The organism is Aureimonas sp. AU4 (assembly GCF_001463765.1).
GTDB lineage: Bacteria > Pseudomonadota > Alphaproteobacteria > Rhizobiales > Rhizobiaceae > Aureimonas.
Genome location: NZ_BBWK01000062.1, coordinates 1 through 17,975 on the forward strand (window position 1 = coordinate 1; position 17,975 = coordinate 17,975).

Sequence of the window (17,975 nt, forward strand, 5' to 3'; positions counted from 1 at the left end):
GATTCGGCGGAACGGCACGGCGCTTTTGGTGCCGTGTCGCTTCGGCCCTCCTAGCCGAGGGCGGTTGGGTCGCTTCCTCAGCGGCCCTTTTGAGTCGGCTGAGACAAGTTTCAAGCGCTCGGAAAGCACCGGCCATCCGGTAGATCTCCGACGAGAGGACGTACGCAATGAACGGCCAGAATATCCGCATCCGCCTGAAGGCGTTCGACCACCGGGTGCTCGACGCTTCCACGCGCGAGATCGTGTCCACGGCGAAGCGGACCGGCGCGAACGTGCGCGGGCCAATCCCGCTGCCGACCCGCATCGAGAAGTTCACGGTGAACCGCTCGCCCCACGTCGACAAGAAGTCGCGTGAACAGTTCGAGATGCGCACCCATAAGCGCCTCCTCGACATCGTCGACCCGACCCCCCAGACGGTCGACGCCCTCATGAAGCTCGACCTCGCCGCTGGCGTCGACGTCGAGATCAAGCTCTAAGGAGCGCCCAAGAACCGACCGGGCTCTTGGGGGCTCCTAAGGTTCCTCTGAAGGAAGAACGACATATGCGTTCAGGTGTCATTGCACAGAAGGTCGGCATGACCCGTATCTACAACGATGCGGGCGAGCACGTGCCGGTCACGGTTCTCAAGATCGAGAACCTTCAGGTCGTCGGTCAGCGGACCGAGGAAAAGAACGGCTACACGGCGCTGCAGCTCGGCGTCGGCCTTGCCAAGGTGAAGAACACGACCAAGCCGATGCGCGGCGTGTTCGCGCAGGCCTCGGTCGAGCCCAAGCGCAAGGTCGCCGAGTTCCGCGTCACCGAGGAGAACCTCGTCGACGTCGGCGCCGAGATCACCGCGGAGCACTTCGTGGCCGGCCAGTTGGTGGACGTCACCGGCACGACGATCGGTAAGGGTTTCGCGGGCGCCATCAAGCGCCACAACTTCGGTGGTCTGCGCGCTACGCACGGCGTCTCCGTCTCGCACCGCTCGCACGGTTCGACCGGTCAGCGCCAGGATCCCGGCAAGGTCTTCAAGAACAAGAAGATGGCCGGTCACATGGGCCAGACCCGCGTGACGACCCAGAACCTCGAAGTCGTCCGCACGGACGCCGAGAAGGGTCTCATCCTGATCCGCGGCGCGGTCCCGGGTTCGAAGGGTGGCTGGATCTACATCCGCGACGCCGTGAAGGCGAAGCTTCCCGACAACGCGCCGAAGCCTGCCGCCCTGCGCCAGGCGGCCAACGCCTCCGCCGCCGCCGAGGGAGCCGAGTAATGGACATCACCATCAAGACGCTTACGGGCGGCGAGGCCGGTTCGGTCACGCTCAACGAGGCCATCTTCGGCCTCGAGCCGCGCGATGACATCCTGCAGCGCATGGTACGCTACCAGCTGGCCAAGCGTCAGCAGGGCACGCATCAGACGCTCGGCCGCGCCGAGATCGCGCGCACTGGCGCCAAGCTCTACAAGCAGAAGGGTACCGGTCGTGCCCGTCACGGCTCGGCGCGCGCGCCGCAGTTCCGCGGCGGCGGCAAGGCCCACGGTCCGGTCTCGCGCAGCCATGCCCATGACCTTCCCAAGAAGGTCCGCGCTCTGGCGCTGCGGCACGCGCTGTCGGCGAAGGCTAAGTCCGGTGCGATCCTCGTGATCGACGACCTGACCTCGGCCGAGGGCAAGACCAAGGCGACGCTGTCGCAGTTCGTCGGTCTCGGCCTGACCAACGCGCTCATCATCGGCGGTGCCGAGGTGAACGAGAACTTCGCCCGTTCGGCGCGTAACATCCCGAACATCGACGTCCTGCCGGTTCAGGGCATCAACGTTTACGACATCCTCCGTCGCCAGACGCTCGTTCTGTCGAAGGCGGCGGTCGACGCCCTCGAGGAGCGGTTCAAGTGAGCGACCTTCGCCATTACGACGTCATCACGAGCCCGGTCATCACTGAGAAGTCGACCCTGGTCTCCGAGCACAACCAGGTTGTCTTCAACGTTCCGAAGACCGCGACCAAGCCGCAGATCAAGGCGGCGGTCGAGGCACTCTTCGGCGTGAAGGTGACGGGCGTCAACACGCTCATCCGCAAGGGTAAGCTCAAGCGCTTCAAGGGGCGTCTCGGGCGCCAGAGCGACCAGAAGAAGGCGATCGTGACGCTGGCCGAGGGCCAGTCCATCGACGTCTCCACCGGCCTCTGACCGCAGCGCCGCGAGGATAGAAGATCATGGCACTGAAGAGTTTCAATCCGGTCACCCCAAGCACCCGCCAGCTGGTGCTCGTCGACCGCTCGGGTCTGTGGAAGGGCAAGCCGGTCAAGCAGTTGACCGAGGGCCTGACGCAGAAGGGCGGCCGCAACAACACCGGCCGCATCACCGCTCGCTACCAAGGCGGCGGACACAAGCGCACCTATCGCGTGATCGACTTCAAGCGTCGCAAGTTCGACGCGGTCGGTACCGTGGAGCGTCTGGAGTACGATCCGAACCGCACCGCCTTCATCGCGCTCATCCGCTATGAGGACGGCGAGCTTGCCTACATCCTCGCGCCCCAGCGCCTGGCTGCTGGCGATAAGGTCGTGTCGGGCCTTTCGGGCATCGACGTGAAGCCCGGCAACGCAATGCCGCTTTCGACGATGCCGGTCGGCACCATCATCCACAATGTGGAGATGAAGCCGATGAAGGGCGGTCAGATCGCTCGCTCCGCCGGCGCCTACGCGCAGCTCGTCGGCCGCGACTCCGGCATGGCGATCCTGCGCCTGAACTCGGGCGAGCAGCGTCTCGTGCCGAGCTCGTGCCTCGCGACGGTGGGTGCCGTGTCGAACCCCGACCACGGCAACATCAACCTCGGCAAGGCCGGCCGTTCGGTCTGGCTGGGACGTCGCCCGCATGTTCGCGGTGTCGCGATGAACCCGGTCGACCACCCGCACGGTGGTGGTGAAGGCCGCACTTCGGGTGGCCGCCACCCGGTCACGCCCTGGGGCAAGCCCACCAAGGGCAAGCGCACGCGCCAGAACAAGTCGACCGACAAGTTCATCGCGCGCTCGCGCCATCAGCGTAAGAAGTAAGGAGAACCGCCATGACACGTTCCGTCTGGAAGGGTCCGTTCGTTGATGGCTACCTGCTCAAGAAGGCCGAGAAGGTCCGCTCGGGCGGTCGCAACGAGGTCATCAAGATCTGGAGCCGCCGCTCCACGATCCTGCCGCAGTTCGTCGGTCTGACCTTCGGCGTCTACAACGGCAACAAGCACATCCCGGTCTCGGTCAACGAGGACATGGTCGGGCATAAGTTCGGCGAGTTCTCGCCCACCCGCACCTATTACGGCCACGGCGCCGACAAGAAGGCGAAGAGGAAGTAACCATGGGCAAGGCCAAGGCCGAGCGCGTGCTGAAGGACAACGAGGCGAAAGCAGTCGCCCGTACGATCCGCGTCAGCCCGCAGAAACTGAACCTCGTCGCCCAGCTCATCCGTGGCAAGAAGGTGGATCGTGCCCTGGCCGATCTGACCTTCTCGCGCAAGCGGATCGCCGAGACGGTGAAGAAGACGTTGGAGAGCGCGATCGCCAACGCCGAGAACAACCACGACCTGGACGTCGACGCCCTGGTGGTCGCCGAGGCCTTCGTCGGCAAGTCGATCACCATGAAGCGCTTCCATGCCCGCGGTCGCGGACGTGCGAGCCGGGTCGAGAAGCCCTTCTCGCACCTGACGATCATCGTGCGCGAGAAGGCTGAAGAGGAGGCCGCGTAATGGGTCAGAAAGTCAATCCGATCGGCCTTCGTCTCGGCATCAACCGGACGTGGGACTCGCGCTGGTTCGCCAATACGGGTGAATACGGCCAGCTGCTCCACGAGGACCTTGCGATCCGCAAGTACCTCCTGGCCGAGCTGAAGCAGGCGGCGGTCTCCAAGATCGTCATCGAGCGTCCGCACAAGAAGTGCCGCATCACGATCCATTCGGCTCGTCCGGGCATCGTGATCGGCAAGAAGGGCGCCGACATCGAGAAGCTTCGCAAGAAGCTGTCCTCGATGACCAAGGCCGAGACCCACATCAACATCGTCGAGGTTCGCAAGCCCGAGACCGACGCGACGCTGGTCGCTCAGTCGATCGCTCAACAGCTCGAGCGCCGCATCGCCTTCCGTCGCGCCATGAAGCGCTCGGTCCAGTCGGCGATGCGCCTTGGCGCCGAGGGTATCCGCATCAACTGCGGTGGACGTCTCGGCGGCGCGGAAATCGCGCGCATGGAATGGTATCGCGAGGGTCGCGTGCCGCTTCACACGTTGCGCGCGGACGTGGATTACGGTACGGCCGAGGCCCACACCGCTTACGGCGTCTGCGGCGTCAAGGTGTGGATCTTCAAGGGCGAGATCCTGGAGCATGACCCGATGGCGTCTGAGCGCCGCGCGGTTGAGGGCGATGCATCGGGGGGCGGTGGCAACCGTCGCCGCGAGCGTGAGCGCGAGCACGCGTGAGCGGGCGGAACTGAGGTAGAACGAGATGTTGCAGCCAAAGCGCACCAAGTTCCGCAAGGCGTTCAAGGGACGCATTCACGGAGCGACCAAGGCCGGTGCGGTTCTCAGCTACGGGACCTTCGGTCTGAAGGCCCTGGAGCCCGAGCGCGTCACCGCGCGTCAGATCGAGGCGGCTCGCCGCGCGATCACGCGTCAGATGAAGCGTCAGGGTCGCGTGTGGATCCGGATCTTCCCGGATCTCCCGGTCACCGCGAAGCCCACCGAAGTCCGAATGGGTAAGGGCAAGGGCGCGATCGAGTACTGGGCGGCCCGCGTCGCCCCCGGTCGTATAATGTTCGAGATCGACGGCGTGGCCGAGGACGTGGCCCGCGAGGCGCTTCGTCTGGGCGCTGCCAAGCTGCCGATCCGCACGCGCTTCATCGCGCGCATCGCCGAGTAAGGAGACGAAGAGATGAAAGCCTCCGATCTCACCACGAAGTCGCAGGATGAGCTGACCGCCGAGCTGACCAAGCTCAAGAAGGAGCAGTTCAACCTTCGCTTCCAGGGTGCCACCGGCCAGCTCGAGAACACCTCGCGTGTTCGCGAGATCCGCCGCGACATCGCCCGGATCAAGACGGTCGCCCGCCAGAAGGCGACGGCAACCAAGGCCTGAAGGTAAGAGACAACTATGCCGAAACGCGTTTTGCAGGGGACCGTGGTCTCCGATAAGAATGACAAGACGGTCGTCGTGCTCGTGGAGCGTCGCTTCACGCATCCTCTCTTCAAGAAGACCGTTCGTCGGTCGAAGAAGTACAAGGCGCACGACGAGACCAACCAGTACAAGGTCGGCGACACCGTCTCCATCGAGGAGACCAAGCCGATCTCGAAGGACAAGACCTGGATCGTCGTCGCTGCCCAGGCAGCGGCTCAATAGAACCATCAGCTGGGCGTGGCGCGGACGATCGCGCCCCCCGGCGGCTCGTGATTTGAAGGCGGCCTGACATGATTCAGATGCAAACAAACCTCGATGTGGCGGATAATTCCGGCGCACGTCGTGTCATGTGCATCAAGGTGCTGGGCGGTTCGAAGCGGAAGTATGCCTCGGTTGGCGACATCATCGTCGTCTCGATCAAGGAGGCCATTCCGCGCGGCCGCGTGAAGAAGGGCGACGTGATGAAGGCGGTGGTCGTTCGCACCGCCAAGGACATCCGCCGGCCCGATGGTTCGGTGATTCGGTTCGACCGCAACGCGGCCGTGCTGATCGACAACAAGAAGGAGCCGGTCGGCACCCGTATCTTCGGACCCGTGCCCCGCGAGCTGCGCGGCCGGAACCACATGAAGATCATTTCGCTGGCCCCGGAAGTGCTGTAAGGAGCCGGACGGATGCAGAAAATCAAGAAAGGCGACAACGTCGTCGTGCTCGCCGGCAAGGACAAGGGTCGCGCCGGCAAGGTTCTCCAGGTCATGCCGAAGGAGGATCGCGCGGTGGTTCAGGGCGTCAACATGGTGAAGAAGCACCAGCGCCAGACCGCCAGCCAGGAAGCGGGGATCGTCTCCAAGGAGGCTCCGATCCACCTTTCGAACCTTTCGGTCGCCGACCCGAAGGACGGCAAGCCGACCCGCGTCGGCTTCAAGGTCGTCGGCGAGGGCGAGAACGCCAAGAAGGTGCGCTTCGCCAAGCGTTCCGGAGAACAGATCGATGGCTGAAGCCGCCACCTACACGCCCCGTCTCAAGACGGTCTACAACAACGAGATCCGTGCCAAGCTTCTCGAGGAGTTCAAGTACTCCAACGAGATGCAGGTGCCGCGCCTCGACAAGGTCGTCATCAACATGGGCGTCGGCGAAGCGACTGGCGACTCCAAGAAGCCGACCGTCGCTGCCGAGGATCTCGCGCGCATCGCTGGCCAGAAGCCTGTGATCACTCGTGCGCGCAACTCGATCGCGGGCTTCAAGGTCCGTGAGAACATGCCGATCGGCGCGAAGGTGACCCTTCGCAAGGACCGCATGTGGGAGTTCGTCGATCGCCTGGTCCAGATCGCGCTGCCGCGCGTTCGCGACTTCCGCGGCCTGAACCCGAAGAGCTTTGATGGTCGCGGCAATTTCGCGATGGGCATCAAGGAGCACATCGTGTTCCCCGAGATCAACTACGACAAGGTTGATCAGATGTGGGGCATGGACATCATCGTGTGTACGACGGCACAGACGGACGAAGAGGCGCGAGCTCTGCTCAAGGCGCTGAACTTCCCGTTCCGCCAGTAACGGCAGGCGAAAGGAACCGATATGGCCAAGAAGAGCGCCATCGAAAAGAACAAGCGCCGGCAGAAGCTCGTGGCGAAGTACGCCGCCAAGCGCGAAGCCCTGAAGGCGGTCACCACCAACCAGGAAGCCACGATGGAGGAGCGCTTCCGCGCCCAGCTCCAGCTCGCTGAGCTTCCACGCAACTCGGCGGCGGTGCGCGTGCGCAACCGTTGCGAGGTTACGGGCCGCCCCCGTGCCTACTACCGCAAGCTGAAGATGAGCCGTATCGCGCTGCGCGATCTCGGCAATTCCGGGCAGATCCCCGGCATCGTCAAGTCGAGCTGGTAAGGAGACACGCACATGGCACTGTCCGATCCTCTCGGCGATATGCTGACGCGCATCCGCAACGCGATGCAGCGCAACAAGAACACGGTGGCGACGCCGGCTTCGAAGCTGCGCGCGCGCGTGCTCGATGTCCTTAAGGACGAAGGCTACATCCGCGGCTATACGGAGACGAAGTTCGAGAACGGCACTGCCGAGTTCTCGATCGAGCTCAAGTACTACGAGGGCGCTCCGGTGATCCGCGAGATCAGCCGCGTCTCCAAGCCAGGTCGTCGCGTCTACGTCTCGGCCAAGACCATCCCGCACGTCGCCAACGGCCTTGGCATCTCGGTCCTGTCCACGCCGAAGGGCGTGATGGCGGACCATGCCGCGCGCGAGCAGAACGTCGGCGGCGAGATCCTGTGCCGCGTCTTCTGACGCGGCATCCGGTCTCAAGCGAACAGAAGCAGGTTCCCCATGTCTCGTATTGGTAAGAAGCCGGTCAGCGTGCCGGCGGGCGTGACCGCCTCGGTAGACGGTCAGACGGTCAACGCGAAGGGTCCGAAGGGCGAGCTGTCGTTCGTTGTGAACGACGAGGTCCTGGTCAAGATGGAGGAGGGGTCGATCAAGGTCGATCCTCGTGACGACTCCAAGGATGCGCGGTCGAAGTGGGGCATGAGCCGCACGATGATCGTCAACATCCTGTCCGGCGTGAAGGATGGTTTCGAGAAGCGTCTCGAGATCAGCGGCGTCGGCTACCGCGCGGCAATGCAGGGCAAGAACCTGCAGCTCGCGCTCGGCTTCAGCCACGACGTCGTGTATCAGGTGCCGGAAGGCATCCAGGTCGCGGTTCCGCGTCCGACGGAAATCGTCATCACCGGCATCGACAAGCAGAAGGTCGGTCAGGTGGCTGCCGAGATCCGCGAGTATCGCGGTCCCGAGCCCTACAAGGGCAAGGGTGTGAAGTACGCGGGCGAGAAGATCGTCCGTAAGGAAGGCAAGAAGAAGTAAGGGCGACGGTGATGGCTACCCAGAAGGATCTCATCCGGCGCCGCGCGAACCGCGTTCGCCGCTCGCTCAAGGCGGTCGCCAACGGGCGCCCGCGCCTGTCCGTCCACCGCTCGTCGAAGAACATCTACGCACAGGTGATCGACGACGCCGAGGGTCGCACGCTCGCTGCGGCTTCGACGCTCGATGCTTCGCTGCGCACGAGCCTGAAGACGGGCGCGGACGTCGAGGCGGCTTCGGCGGTTGGCAAGCTTCTTGCCGAGCGCGCCAAGGAAGCCGGCGTTACCGACGTCGTCTTCGATCGCGGCGCCTTCATCTACCACGGCCGCATCAAGGCCGTGGCCGAGGCGGCACGCGAGGGCGGCCTCAACTTCTGATCCGGCGGGTCCGTCTTCGGACGGAAACTCACGGGTCGATCGGCGCGACATCGGCGAAGCGGGTTCACCCGCTCCGCCTTTCGTGCTTTAAGCGCGCCGCTGCGTCCAATGCGACGTGCGGCAGTCCCCAGACGCCACCGGAAAAAAACAAGGACAGGATATGGCGCCTCGTAACGAACGCAATGACCGCGAAGAGCGCGACGACGGCTTCGTCGACAAGCTCGTTCACATCAACCGCGTCGCGAAGGTCGTGAAGGGTGGTCGCCGTTTCGGCTTCGCCGCTCTCGTGGTCGTCGGCGACCTGAAGGGTCGCGTCGGCTTCGGTCACGGCAAGGCTCGCGAAGTGCCGGAGGCGATCCGCAAGGCGACGGAAGCCGCCAAGCGCGACCTGATCTTCGTGCCGCTGCGCGACGGCCGCACGCTGCATCATGACGTCCATGGCCGTCACGGAGCCGGCAAGGTGATCCTGCGTACGGCCGAGGCCGGTACCGGCATCATCGCAGGCGGCCCGATGCGCGCGGTCTTCGAGGCGGTCGGCATGCACGACGTCGTCGCCAAGTCGCTCGGCTCCTCCAATCCCTACAACATGGTGCGCGCCACCTTCGACGCTCTGAAGGGTCAGATGCACCCCAAGGACGTCGCGGCTCGTCGCGGCATCAAGTACTCGACCCTTCAGGCGCGCCGCCGCGACCTGGTCGGCGCCGAGGACTGAGGCTCGCAGCCGGGCAGGGAGGTTTCATTCCCGCTCGCTCGCCTCGCGTAGGAACCAGAGGATCAGGAGTCGCGCCATGGCCGACAATAACCCCACGGGCAAGACCGTCACCGTCGAGCAGATCGGCAGCCCGCTTCGCCGCCCGGCCGACCAGCGCCAGACGCTGGTCGGGCTTGGCCTCAACAAGTTGCACCGCGTTCGCACGCTGGAAGACACGCCGGCCGTGCGTGGCATGATCCGCAAGGTCAGCCACCTCGTGCGCGTCGTCGACGGCCAGTAAGCCGGGAGACATCAAGATGAAGCTCAACGAGATCGCCGACAAGGAAGGCGCGACGCACTCGCGCAAGCGCCTGGGTCGCGGCATCGGCTCCGGCTCCGGCAAGACCGGTGGTCGCGGCGTGAAGGGCCAGAAGGCCCGTTCCGGCGTTGCCATCAACGGCTTCGAGGGCGGCCAGATGCCGCTGTATCGTCGCCTGCCGAAGCGCGGCTTCGTGAACACGTTCGCGAAGGACTACAACGTCGTCTCGCTCGCCCGCATCGAGCAGGCGATCGCTGCGGGCAAGCTCGACGCGTCGACGACGATCGACTCCGCAGCTCTCAAGGCAGCCGGTGTCGTTCGCCGCGCCCGCGACGGCGTCCGCGTTCTCTCGGATGGCGACGTGTCGCGTAAGCTCACGATCGCGGTCGAGGGCGCCTCGCGCGCCGCGATCGAGAAGGTCGAGAAGGCGGGCGGTTCGCTGACCGTTCCCACAGCTGCGGCGGCCGATGAGGCCTGATCGGCTTCCCAATCAAGCCTGAGCATGTAGGCCGCTCGCCGGTAACGGTCGGGCGGCCTTTTCGTGTCTTCCATCCTGATACGCGATGCCGTTGCGGTTGATCGCGATTTTGCTTGTGTTTAGTCCCGGCAGGACGTTCTAGAGTAGCCCTGTTGCGTGTCGCTGACTCGCGCTGATGTTCCGATCCGGACAGCGCATGACGACGCGCCCAAGGGGCAACCCGGAGAGATTTCAACCATGGCATCGGCAGCGGAACAACTCGCCGCGAACCTCAACTTCGCAGCCTTCTCCAAGGCCGAGGACCTCAAGAAGCGCATCTGGTTCACGCTGGGTGCGCTGCTGGTCTATCGCCTCGGCACATACATTCCGATGCCGGGTATCGATCCGCAGGCGCTTGCGCAGGCCTTCCAGCAGCAGTCGACGGGCATTCTCGGGCTGTTCAATATGTTTTCCGGCGGTGCCGTCGGGCGCCTCGCGATCTTCGCGCTCGGAATCATGCCGTACATCTCGGCGTCGATCATTATCCAGCTAATGACGTCCGTGATCCCCTCGCTCGAAACCCTGAAGAAGGAAGGCGAGCAGGGCCGTAAGGTCATCAATCAGTACACGCGCTACGGCACCGTTCTGCTGGCGACTGTGCAGGCCTATGGCATCGCGGCCGGACTTCAGTCGGCGAGCAACATCGTCACCAATCCCGGCACGTTCTTCATCATTTCCAGCGTCATCACGCTGGTCGGCGGCACGATGTTCCTCATGTGGCTCGGCGAGCAGATCACGGCTCGGGGCATCGGCAACGGCATCTCGCTCATCATCTTTGCCGGCATCGCGGCGAACCTGCCGTCCGCGATCGCGCAGCTGCTCGAGCTCGGACGCACGGGAGCCCTTTCCACGGGCATCATTTTGCTCGTGATCGTTGTCGTAATCGCGTGTATCGCCGGCGTCGTGTTCTTCGAGCGCGCGCAGCGCAAACTTCTCATCCAGTATCCCAAGCGCCAGGTTGGGAACCGCATGTTCCAGGGCGATACCTCGCACCTGCCGCTGAAGCTCAATACCGCGGGCGTGATTCCGCCGATCTTTGCGTCGTCGCTTCTGCTTCTGCCGGTGACGGTCGCGAACTTCGCGGACACGAGCCGCCTGCCAGGTTGGGCGACGTCGATCATCGCGTCGCTCGGCCACGGACGCCCCCTGTACATGATCCTCTACGCGGCGATGATCGGATTCTTCGCCTTCTTCTATACGGCGATCGTCTTCAATCCGAAGGATACGGCCGACAACCTCAAGAAGCACGGCGGCTTCATCCCGGGCATCCGTCCCGGCGAGCGGACGGCCGATTACATCGACTACGTGCTGACGCGCATCACGGTGGTCGGCGCGATCTATCTGGTCGTGATCTGCCTTCTTCCGGAAATCCTGATCTCGGCGGCGGGTATCCCATTCTATCTCGGTGGTACCTCGCTTCTGATCGTGGTTTCGGTCACGATGGATACGGTGGCGCAAATTCAGGGTCACCTGCTGGCCCATCAGTACGAGGGCCTCGTGAAGAAGGCCAAGCTGCGCGGCGGCAGACGGGGAGTGAGATGAGACTGATACTTCTGGGCCCGCCGGGGGCGGGAAAGGGGACCCAGGCCCAACGCCTGATCGAGCGGCACGGCATTCCGCAGCTTTCGACGGGCGACATGCTGCGCGAGGCGGTGGCCCGCCAAACCGAGATCGGTCGTCGCGCGCAGGCCATCATGGATGCGGGGCAGCTGGTGCCGGACGATGTCGTAATCGGCATCGTCGCGGACCGAATCGAGGAGGCGGACGCAAGGAGCGGCTTCATTCTCGACGGTTTTCCTCGCACGGTCCCGCAGGCCGAGGCGCTCGATGATCTTCTGTCACGCAAGGGCCTGAAGATCGACGCGGTGCTGGAGTTCCAGGTCGACGAGGACGCGCTCGTATCGCGGATCGAGAAGCGGGCGGCCGAAACGCTGGCGGCCGGCAAGCCGGTGCGCAAGGACGATACGCCGGAGGTCTTCCGGCGTCGTCTGCAGGAGTTCCGGCAACTCACGGCGGCGGTCGTGCCCTACTACCGGCAGCGCGGGCTTTCGCACGTCGTCGATGGCATGGCTCCGATCGACGAGGTGACCCGCCAGATCGAGGCGATCCTTCCGGTCGCCGCGCGCGTCTGACGGCCCGTCGTCGCGCGGGATTGACGTCCATGGCCCGACTCCTATAAGGAGCGGCTTAATCGCGTCATGGCGGATGTGTCGGCGGACGAGCCCTCAAGGCGCGGCCGAAGCCGAGCATCCGTCGTTTCGAGAAGCGAGCCACTCGGTGGCGACGCTTCGGTAGCTTGTGTCGCGGCGGATCCGCGACCAGAGGAGACAGAACTTGGCCCGTATCGCTGGCGTCAACATTCCCACCAACAAGCGCGTCATCATCGCGCTTCAGTACATCCACGGCATCGGCCCGCGCTTCGCGCAGGAGATCATGGAGAAGGTTCGCCTGGCAGCCGACCGGCGCGTCAACGACCTGTCCGATGCCGAGGTCCTGCAGATCCGCGAGATCATCGACCGCGACTACCGCGTCGAGGGCGACCTGCGCCGCGAGACGTCGATGAACATCAAGCGTCTCATGGATCTCGGCTGCTACCGCGGCCTGCGTCATCGTCGCGGTCTTCCGGTTCGCGGCCAGCGCACGCATACCAACGCTCGCACCCGCAAGGGCCCGGCGAAGGCTATCGCCGGCAAGAAGAAGTAAGGTCGGGCGCCGCATCAGCGGCATCCGTTTCAGGCGCGCGCGTCTTGTGCGTGCCGGTGGAGCCGCCGGAACTACGGCGGTGTCGAGATCGAACAGGATAGAACATGGCCAAGGAAGCCCAGCGCGTTCGTCGTCGCGAGCGCAAGAACATCACGTCCGGCGTTGCCCACGTGAACTCCTCCTTCAACAACACGCTGATCACCATTACCGACGCTCAGGGCAATACGATCGCTTGGTCGTCGGCCGGAGCGCAGGGCTTCAAGGGGTCGCGCAAGTCCACGCCCTTTGCCGCGCAGATCGCGGCCGAGGACGCGGCAAAGAAGGCCCAGGAGCACGGTATGCGCACGCTCGAGGTCGAGGTGTCGGGCCCGGGTTCGGGACGTGAGTCGGCCCTTCGCGCCTTGCAGGCGGCCGGCTTCACCATTACGTCGATCCGCGACGTGACCCCGATCCCGCACAATGGCGTTCGTCCGCGCAAGAAGCGCCGCGTCTGACGCCGGCCTTCGGGTCAGCACTTTTTCGGCCGCGCTGCCTCGATGGGGCAGCGCGGCTTTCGCCGTAGTTCGGGAAGCCGATCCTTCCCTCAGACCTTTCGCCACGATTGGATGGTGGCGAGGCAGCTGAAAGGCAAGCGCGATGATCGCGAGCAACTGGCAGGACCTGACCAAGCCCAACCAGGTCGTTTTCAAGAGCGGCGGTAGCCGCACCAAGGCGTCGCTGGTCGCCGAGCCTCTGGAGCGCGGCTTCGGCCTGACGCTCGGCAACGCCCTGCGTCGCGTTCTTCTGTCCTCGCTCCAGGGCGCGGCTGTGACGGCGGTGCAGATCGATGGCGTTCTCCACGAGTTCTCATCGATCGCGGGCGTCCGCGAGGATGTGACCGACATCGTCCTCAACATCAAGGAAATCGCCATCGGCATGCAGGGCGAAGGCCCGAAGCGGATGGTGCTGCGCAAGTCCGGTCCGGGCGTCGTCATGGCGGGCGATATTCAGACGGTCGGCGATATCGAAATCCTGAACCCCGAGCACGAGATCTGCACGCTGGACGACGGCGCGGAAATCCGCATGGAGTTCACGGTCAACACCGGCAAGGGCTACGTGCCGGCGGATCAGAGCCGTGCGGAAGACGCGCCGATCGGCCTGATCCCGGTCGACGCGCTGTTCTCGCCGGTCAAGAAGGTGTCCTATCGTGTCGAGAACACGCGTGAGGGCCAGGACCTCAACAAGGACAAGCTGACCATGGAGATCGTCACCGACGGCTCCATCACCGGTGAGGACGCCGTGGCCTATGCTGCGCGTATCCTGCAGGACCAGCTGTCGGTCTTCGTGAATTTCGAGGAGCCGCAGCGCGAGACGCGCGGCGCCGAGGAGCACATCGCAGAGCTCGCGTTCAATCCGGCGCTGCTCAAGAAGGTCGACGAACTCGAGCTCTCTGTTCGCTCGGCGAATTGCTTGAAGAACGACAACATCGTCTACATCGGCGACCTGATCCAGAAGACCGAGGCGGAAATGCTCCGCACCCCGAACTTCGGGCGCAAGTCGCTGAACGAGATCAAGGAGGTCCTCGCCTCCATGGGTCTCCACCTCGGCATGGAGGTGAGCGCCTGGCCGCCGGAGAACATCGACGATCTGGCCAAGCGCTACGAGGATCAGTACTGATCCTGTTCGATGAGATGGCCGGCGGTTCCTGACCGCCGGCCATCGAGATTAGCCTATCCAAGATTCAAAGGCACATGCGCCCGCTCCATCCGCGGGATTGCGAGGATGCCGTCCCCGGCTAATGCCGGACCTTTCACGGAGAAGACCCATGCGTCACGGAAATCGCGGTCGTAAGCTCAACCGCACTCATGAGCACCGGAAGGCGATGTTCGCCAACATGGTGGCCTCGCTGATCGAGCATGAGCAGATAGTCACCACGTTGCCGAAGGCCAAGGACCTGCGTCCGATCGTCGAGAAGATGATCACGCTCGGCAAGCGCGGCGACCTGCATGCCCGCCGCGAGGCGATCAGCCGCGTTCGCGACGAGACGGTCATCAAGAAGCTCTTCGATACGCTGGCCCCGCGCTACGCTGGCCGCAACGGTGGTTACACCCGCGTCCTCAAGGCTGGCTTTCGACGCGGCGACAACGCCCCCCTGGCGGTGATCGAGTTCGTCGACCGCGACGTCGATGCGCGCGGCGCAGCCGATCGCGCCCGCACCGAGGCAGCTGGCGCCGAGAGCGACGCCGCCTGAACGCTGGCTCGGTACACGACCTGACGAAGGGGCCCCTGCGGGCCCCTTTTTCGTTTCGAGCCAGCCCGGCGAGCCCGACCCAGGAGGACATCATGAGCGACCGCGTTCTCGTCACAGGTGCCTCCGGCTTCATTGCAAAGCACATCGTCCTGGAGCTCGTTCGGCTGGGCGTACCCGTCCGGGGCACGGTGCGCAGCGCTGCCAAGGCCCAGGAGGTACGGGCTGTCCTGCGGCGGCACGATGCGGACCCGGCGCTGTTCGATGCGCTCGAACTCGATCTCTCCCGGGATGAGGGGTGGGAGGAGGCGGCTCGCGACTGTCGCTACGTGCTGCACACGGCCTCGCCTTTCCCGGCACGACAGCCCAGCGGCAAGTTCGACCTCGTGCCGCCGGCCCGCGACGGAACGCTTCGCGCGCTGAGCGCCGCGAGACGTGCCGGGTGCGAACGCGTCGTCGTGACGTCATCGGTGGCCGCAATTTTTTATGGTCATCCCAATGATCCGTCACGTGTCTTCGGTGAAGGGGACGTGTCTCGGGTCGAGAGCCCGGCCATCATGCCTTATGCCGTCTCGAAAACCGTAGCCGAGCAAGCCGCGTGGGGGGTCGCGCGGGAGTACGGCCTCTCCCTGTCGACGATCAATCCGGCGCTCGTTCTTGGACCCGCGCTGGACGGCGTTCTGGGCACGTCCGCGACGCTCATCGACTGGATGGCGCGGCGACGCATTCCCGTTCTGCCCGATGTCACCTTCGGCATCGCGGATGTACGCGACGTGGCGCATGCCCACATCGTGGCCATGCGCCATCCAGATGCGAACGGTCGCCGGTTTATCGTGAGCGGCGGCGAAAGAACCTTGCGATCCGTTGCAGCGACGGCGAGGGAGGCCAATCCGAAAGCCTTTGGCATTGCGCCCTTGCCGCTACCATCCTGGCTCGTTCACGCGGGGGCGCGTGTTTCTCCGCAGTTGGCCATGCTCGCGGCGGAAGTCGATCGCGTCAAACGTCTCGACACGACACCGCTTCGGGATGTTCTCGGTATCGCGCCGCGTTCGCCGGAAGTCGCGATACGTGATCTCGTGGAGAGTATCCGACAGTATAAGTGGAAATGAATTTGCCAGAGCCGGGGCAGCGACTTTCGGCGCTCGCTGACGCTCCGGTCGTTGGCTGTGTTCGCTTCCGCTCGACGCCATGTTGATTGAGCAGGCCTTTGAACCGCCGCAAACCCTTGTGTGCGTTAGGTTCCCAAGGTCCTTCAGAAGATGGGGAATGTTGCAGTTGGGTGATAGTCGGGCCCATGAACGCGTGCGATAGCACGCTCGCGCCGCTTCTTGTCTCCGAAATCGAAATCATGACGCAACCAACGTGCGTTAGATCCATTCCCTTATCGAATGGGGACAAGACGCTGCTCCAGGCGCGGCGAGTTTACACGGATTAAACGAATACTATGGAAGATACCGGGGCTCTCAACAACACGAGCGGGTTCTCGATGCGTCGCACGGTCCTTACGCTTCTTGGTGCATTCTTTGCGTTCGGCGTGCTCACTGCGAGCTATGCGACCGCCGAACTGCCGGAAACCCCGGCGGCGATCCAGATGGGTATGCAGGCCCGCTAGGTCTGCGGTCGAATCCCGTCTCATCTGAAAGGGCCCTCGTGGCCCTTTTTTCGTGACAAGTCATGGCCTATCCACGGGTATGCCGACCCCTTCTGCGGATCGGCACGGCATCGGTGGCCTCATGACACGACTTTCGACGATTCTTGCGACATCCGCTTCGCTGCTTCTGGTCGGCTCCGCCGAGCCGGTGACGGCTCAGGATGCAGCGCCACCCGTGGCGTCTCAGCCGATCACGCCGCAGGATCGGGTGCCGGCAAGTCAGTCCGAGATCAAGCTCAGCTTTGCGCCGCTCGTGAAGGCGAGCGCCCCCGCCGTGGTTAACGTCTATGCCGCGCGGGTCGTGGCGAACCGCAGTCCTTTTGCGGGCGATCCGTTTTTCGAGCAGTTCTTCGGCCGCCGGCAGTCGCGTCCCAGAATGGAGTCTTCGCTCGGGTCCGGCGTCCTCGTCGACAAGTCCGGCGTTCTCGTCACCAACAATCACGTCATCGAGAACGCCGACGAGATTCGCGTGGCGCTCGCCGATGGACGCGAGTTCGCGGCGAAGCTGCTGCTCAAGGATGCCCGCGCTGATCTCGCGGTCCTGAAGATCGAGGGAGACGAGCCGTTCCCGGTCGTGCCCATCGCCGATTCGGATGCGGCCGAGATTGGCGACCTGGTTCTGGCGATCGGCAATCCGTTCGGGATCGGCCAGACGGTCACCAACGGAATCGTGTCCGCCCTGGCGCGCACGCATGTGGGTGTGAACGACTTCGGCTACTTCATCCAAACGGATGCCGCCATCAACCCCGGCAACTCCGGCGGCGCGCTGATCGACATGCGCGGCCAGCTTGTCGGCATCAATACCGCGATTTTTTCCCGCTCCGGCGGCTCCAACGGGATCGGATTCGCGATTCCCTCCAACATGGTGCGCGCCTTCGTCGAGGCGGCGGAACGGGGCACGCGCTTCGAGCGTCCCTATGTCGGAGCCGTCTTAACCCCGGTCACCCCCGACATCGCCGAGGCGCTCGGCCTGCCGCGCCCGGCAGGCGCCCTGGTACAGACGGTGCGTAGCGGCGGACCCGCTGAGGAAGCGGGCTTGCGCGAAGGCGACGTCGTTCTCGCGATGAACGGCTTCCCCATCGATAACCCCGATACGCTTGGCTACCGACTTGCGACCGCCGGCATCGGGCGGGACGCGGAGTTGCGGGTCGAGGGACGCAACGGCGAAGAGACGCTGCGCCTGGCGCTAGAGCCCGCGCCCGAGACGCCCCGACGGGACGAGCGCCGCATCGAAGGCGAGACGCCCTTCTCGGGTGCCAGCGTCGCGAATCTCTCGCCCCGCCTCGCAGAAGAACTGGAGATGGCCGATACGCGCGAGGGGGTCGTCGTGACGGAGGTCGAGCCCGGCACGCCGGCGGCTCGCCTCGGTTTTCAGCCAAAGGACATCGTCCTTTCGCTGAACGGGCGCGACATCCGCTCCTCCGCCGATCTCGAACAGCGGGCGGAAGACGGCCGCAGGGGGTGGGAGATCGAGGTCGAGCGCAACGGCAAGACGCTGACGCAGCGGGTGCGGTAGG

Annotated in this window: 30 protein-coding genes; all 30 read left to right on the forward strand. The window is 64.5% G+C overall.

Annotation, left to right across the window (positions count from 1 at the left end; all coding sequences use genetic code 11):
- Positions 1-167: 167 nt before the first annotated feature.
- The 30 genes from rpsJ (at position 168) to AUL35_RS16610 (ending at position 17,974) form a co-directional block, all read left to right on the forward strand.
- Positions 168-476: a 30S ribosomal protein S10 gene (gene rpsJ / locus AUL35_RS16470; protein ID WP_006205468.1), complete on the forward strand. Its 309-nt coding sequence runs from the start codon at positions 168-170 to the stop codon at positions 474-476.
- Positions 477-541: 65 nt separating this feature from the next.
- Positions 542-1,252 (forward strand): 50S ribosomal protein L3, encoded by a 711-nt coding sequence (gene rplC / locus AUL35_RS16475; RefSeq protein ID WP_062016693.1) that lies wholly within the window; start codon positions 542-544, stop codon positions 1,250-1,252.
- Complete coding sequence (rplD, locus tag AUL35_RS16480) at positions 1,252-1,872, forward strand: 50S ribosomal protein L4 (protein WP_062016695.1); 621 nt, start codon at positions 1,252-1,254, stop codon at positions 1,870-1,872. Before rplC ends, rplD begins: the two co-directional genes overlap by 1 nt.
- Positions 1,869-2,162, forward strand: a complete 294-nt coding sequence (locus AUL35_RS16485) for a 50S ribosomal protein L23 (protein ID WP_062016697.1) — start codon at positions 1,869-1,871, stop codon at positions 2,160-2,162. Before rplD ends, AUL35_RS16485 begins: the two co-directional genes overlap by 4 nt.
- A gap of 26 nt (positions 2,163-2,188) precedes the next feature.
- Positions 2,189-3,025 carry a 50S ribosomal protein L2 gene (gene rplB / locus AUL35_RS16490; protein WP_062016699.1) on the forward strand — a complete coding sequence of 279 codons (837 nt, stop codon included), beginning with the start codon at positions 2,189-2,191 and terminating at the stop codon, positions 3,023-3,025.
- Between the two features lie 11 nt (positions 3,026-3,036).
- A complete protein-coding gene (gene rpsS, locus AUL35_RS16495; protein WP_061936381.1) occupies positions 3,037-3,315 on the forward strand; it encodes a 30S ribosomal protein S19 in 279 nt (92 codons plus the stop codon).
- A gap of 2 nt (positions 3,316-3,317) precedes the next feature.
- A complete protein-coding gene (gene rplV, locus AUL35_RS16500) occupies positions 3,318-3,704 on the forward strand; it encodes a 50S ribosomal protein L22 (protein ID WP_062016701.1) in 387 nt (128 codons plus the stop codon).
- Positions 3,704-4,426 carry a 30S ribosomal protein S3 gene (gene rpsC, locus AUL35_RS16505; protein ID WP_062016703.1) on the forward strand — a complete coding sequence of 241 codons (723 nt, stop codon included), beginning with the start codon at positions 3,704-3,706 and terminating at the stop codon, positions 4,424-4,426. Before rplV ends, rpsC begins: the two co-directional genes overlap by 1 nt.
- Before the next feature lie 25 nt (positions 4,427-4,451).
- A complete protein-coding gene (gene rplP / locus AUL35_RS16510; RefSeq protein ID WP_062016705.1) occupies positions 4,452-4,865 on the forward strand; it encodes a 50S ribosomal protein L16 in 414 nt (137 codons plus the stop codon).
- A 12-nt stretch (positions 4,866-4,877) separates the two neighbouring features.
- Positions 4,878-5,078 carry a 50S ribosomal protein L29 gene (rpmC, locus tag AUL35_RS16515; RefSeq protein ID WP_062016707.1) on the forward strand — a complete coding sequence of 67 codons (201 nt, stop codon included), beginning with the start codon at positions 4,878-4,880 and terminating at the stop codon, positions 5,076-5,078.
- Positions 5,079-5,093: 15 nt separating this feature from the next.
- Positions 5,094-5,339 carry a 30S ribosomal protein S17 gene (rpsQ, locus tag AUL35_RS16520; RefSeq protein ID WP_062016709.1) on the forward strand — a complete coding sequence of 82 codons (246 nt, stop codon included), beginning with the start codon at positions 5,094-5,096 and terminating at the stop codon, positions 5,337-5,339.
- Between the two features lie 68 nt (positions 5,340-5,407).
- Positions 5,408-5,776 carry a 50S ribosomal protein L14 gene (gene rplN / locus AUL35_RS16525; protein WP_055885514.1) on the forward strand — a complete coding sequence of 123 codons (369 nt, stop codon included), beginning with the start codon at positions 5,408-5,410 and terminating at the stop codon, positions 5,774-5,776.
- 12 nt (positions 5,777-5,788) lie between these two features.
- Positions 5,789-6,112 (forward strand): 50S ribosomal protein L24, encoded by a 324-nt coding sequence (gene rplX / locus AUL35_RS16530; protein ID WP_062016711.1) that lies wholly within the window; start codon positions 5,789-5,791, stop codon positions 6,110-6,112.
- Entirely contained in the window at positions 6,105-6,665 is a 561-nt protein-coding gene (rplE, locus tag AUL35_RS16535) for a 50S ribosomal protein L5 (protein WP_062016713.1), read from the forward strand. Before rplX ends, rplE begins: the two co-directional genes overlap by 8 nt.
- A 21-nt stretch (positions 6,666-6,686) precedes the next feature.
- Positions 6,687-6,992 (forward strand): 30S ribosomal protein S14, encoded by a 306-nt coding sequence (gene rpsN, locus AUL35_RS16540; protein ID WP_062016715.1) that lies wholly within the window; start codon positions 6,687-6,689, stop codon positions 6,990-6,992.
- Positions 6,993-7,004: 12 nt separating this feature from the next.
- Positions 7,005-7,403 (forward strand): 30S ribosomal protein S8, encoded by a 399-nt coding sequence (gene rpsH, locus AUL35_RS16545; protein ID WP_062016716.1) that lies wholly within the window; start codon positions 7,005-7,007, stop codon positions 7,401-7,403.
- A 39-nt stretch (positions 7,404-7,442) separates the two neighbouring features.
- Positions 7,443-7,976 carry a 50S ribosomal protein L6 gene (gene rplF / locus AUL35_RS16550; protein WP_062016718.1) on the forward strand — a complete coding sequence of 178 codons (534 nt, stop codon included), beginning with the start codon at positions 7,443-7,445 and terminating at the stop codon, positions 7,974-7,976.
- 11 nt (positions 7,977-7,987) lie between these two features.
- A complete protein-coding gene (rplR, locus tag AUL35_RS16555) occupies positions 7,988-8,350 on the forward strand; it encodes a 50S ribosomal protein L18 (RefSeq protein WP_062016720.1) in 363 nt (120 codons plus the stop codon).
- 160 nt (positions 8,351-8,510) lie between these two features.
- On the forward strand, positions 8,511-9,062 hold the full coding sequence (gene rpsE / locus AUL35_RS16560; protein WP_062016722.1) for a 30S ribosomal protein S5: 552 nt from the start codon (positions 8,511-8,513) through the stop codon (positions 9,060-9,062).
- Positions 9,063-9,138: 76 nt separating this feature from the next.
- Positions 9,139-9,342, forward strand: a complete 204-nt coding sequence (gene rpmD, locus AUL35_RS16565; RefSeq protein WP_062016724.1) for a 50S ribosomal protein L30 — start codon at positions 9,139-9,141, stop codon at positions 9,340-9,342.
- Between the two features lie 16 nt (positions 9,343-9,358).
- A complete protein-coding gene (rplO, locus tag AUL35_RS16570; protein ID WP_062016726.1) occupies positions 9,359-9,838 on the forward strand; it encodes a 50S ribosomal protein L15 in 480 nt (159 codons plus the stop codon).
- Between the two features lie 237 nt (positions 9,839-10,075).
- Positions 10,076-11,419, forward strand: a complete 1,344-nt coding sequence (secY, locus tag AUL35_RS16575; RefSeq protein ID WP_062016727.1) for a preprotein translocase subunit SecY — start codon at positions 10,076-10,078, stop codon at positions 11,417-11,419.
- Positions 11,416-12,009 carry an adenylate kinase gene (locus AUL35_RS16580; RefSeq protein ID WP_062016729.1) on the forward strand — a complete coding sequence of 198 codons (594 nt, stop codon included), beginning with the start codon at positions 11,416-11,418 and terminating at the stop codon, positions 12,007-12,009. Before secY ends, AUL35_RS16580 begins: the two co-directional genes overlap by 4 nt.
- Positions 12,010-12,211: 202 nt before the next feature.
- A complete protein-coding gene (rpsM, locus tag AUL35_RS16585) occupies positions 12,212-12,580 on the forward strand; it encodes a 30S ribosomal protein S13 (protein ID WP_062016731.1) in 369 nt (122 codons plus the stop codon).
- A 104-nt stretch (positions 12,581-12,684) separates the two neighbouring features.
- On the forward strand, positions 12,685-13,074 hold the full coding sequence (rpsK, locus tag AUL35_RS16590) for a 30S ribosomal protein S11 (RefSeq protein ID WP_039192607.1): 390 nt from the start codon (positions 12,685-12,687) through the stop codon (positions 13,072-13,074).
- A gap of 142 nt (positions 13,075-13,216) precedes the next feature.
- Complete coding sequence (locus AUL35_RS16595; RefSeq protein ID WP_062016733.1) at positions 13,217-14,236, forward strand: DNA-directed RNA polymerase subunit alpha; 1,020 nt, start codon at positions 13,217-13,219, stop codon at positions 14,234-14,236.
- A 148-nt stretch (positions 14,237-14,384) separates the two neighbouring features.
- Complete coding sequence (gene rplQ / locus AUL35_RS16600) at positions 14,385-14,810, forward strand: 50S ribosomal protein L17 (RefSeq protein WP_062016735.1); 426 nt, start codon at positions 14,385-14,387, stop codon at positions 14,808-14,810.
- A gap of 92 nt (positions 14,811-14,902) precedes the next feature.
- A complete protein-coding gene (locus AUL35_RS16605; protein WP_062016738.1) occupies positions 14,903-15,916 on the forward strand; it encodes an NAD-dependent epimerase/dehydratase family protein in 1,014 nt (337 codons plus the stop codon).
- A 335-nt stretch (positions 15,917-16,251) separates the two neighbouring features.
- Positions 16,252-16,419 carry a hypothetical protein gene (locus AUL35_RS22225; RefSeq protein WP_156418042.1) on the forward strand — a complete coding sequence of 56 codons (168 nt, stop codon included), beginning with the start codon at positions 16,252-16,254 and terminating at the stop codon, positions 16,417-16,419.
- 121 nt (positions 16,420-16,540) lie between these two features.
- Complete coding sequence (locus tag AUL35_RS16610) at positions 16,541-17,974, forward strand: DegQ family serine endoprotease (RefSeq protein WP_062016740.1); 1,434 nt, start codon at positions 16,541-16,543, stop codon at positions 17,972-17,974.
- The last annotated feature ends 1 nt before the right edge of the window (position 17,975 follow it).